1 protein-coding gene and 1 pseudogene are annotated in these 1193 nt (G+C 72.7%); both read left to right on the forward strand.

The features are described from left to right. Positions 1-205: pseudogene (locus CCN51_RS52745) on the forward strand (M56 family peptidase); the annotation flags it as partial. 393 nt (positions 206-598) lie between these two features. Then, the coding region (locus CCN51_RS52750) for a response regulator transcription factor (RefSeq protein ID WP_086861353.1) at positions 599-1193 on the forward strand (595 nt) is incomplete at its 3' end.

A 1193-nucleotide genomic window follows, 5' to 3' on the forward strand; every position in this document is an offset into this window, starting at 1 on the left:
CACCAGCGCGCCCGCCGCCACCTCCGGGCCGGTGCCACAGCGGGTCGCGGCGCTGCTGCGCCCGCCGCTGCGGCGCGGCCTGGTGTCCGTCGCGAGCGCGCTCCTCGCGCTCTGTACCTGCCTCTCCCTCGCCGGAGCGGGGGCCGGGGCGCTCACCCTCCACCACAACATCGAGATCGCCCAGGGAGAGCGGCCGGGCGGGTGAGCCCGTGGGCTGCGCCGACGAGGGCCCGGTGCCGCGGGCGTACGGCGTCCGCGACCCGGGAGGCGGGGCGCCGCAGCACGGAGATCCGGGTGTCCGTCGCGGAGAACGTCTCGTAAGGCACACCCGCCCGGGCCGGTGTGTCGCGGAGTGTCGCGGAGCGTCGCGAGCACATCGGGGCACGCCAGCGGGCCGGACCCGATGAGTGAGACGCAGCACCAGCACGATGTGTGCTCACCTCGACACCCGGGTGGAACGGAGCTTCACGGGCGGCCGACTGGGTGATCACGGATGGCCTTCGTGTGAAGTCACGCCGTCGCCTCGGAACGCCTCTCGACCACCGTTCGTCTACAGTTCGGTAGACAGTCCACCTTGCTGCAGCCGTGACGGAGGATCATGCGCCCCAAGATCCTGGTTGTTGAGGACGATCACGCCCTGCGGGACGTGCTGCGCCGTGGCCTGTACGACGAGGACTTCGACCCGGTCCCGGCTGCCGACGGCGCCACCGCCCTGAGGCTGGCCACCGCAGACATCGCCGCGGCCGTCCTGGACGTCGGCCTGCCCGATGCGGACGGACGGGACGTGTGCCAGGCGATGCGTGCCAATGGGTTCCTCGCCCCCGTGATCTTCCTGACCGCCCGGCACCAGCTCACCGACCGCCTGTCCGGGTTCTCCGCCGGAGGCGACGACTACCTGCCCAAGCCCTTCCACCTCGCCGAACTCGCCGCCAGGCTGAGAGCCGTACTCAAACGGGCCGCCACGACGGCGGTGGTCTCGGCCGGGGACCTGGTTCTGGACGCGGTGGACCACAGCGTGACCGTGCACGGTGACCGCGTCGCGCTGTCCCCCACGGAGTTCCGGCTGCTGGCCACTCTCGTCGCCGCGGACGGGACGCTCGTGCGCCGCCGCCACCTGGTGCGGGCCGGCTGGCCCGAGGGCGCGCAGGTCAGCGACAACACCCTGGACCAGTACCTGAGCCGACTGCGCCGCA

The sequence above is a fragment of the Streptomyces milbemycinicus genome (assembly GCF_002154605.1).
Lineage (GTDB): Bacteria > Actinomycetota > Actinomycetes > Streptomycetales > Streptomycetaceae > Streptomyces > Streptomyces milbemycinicus.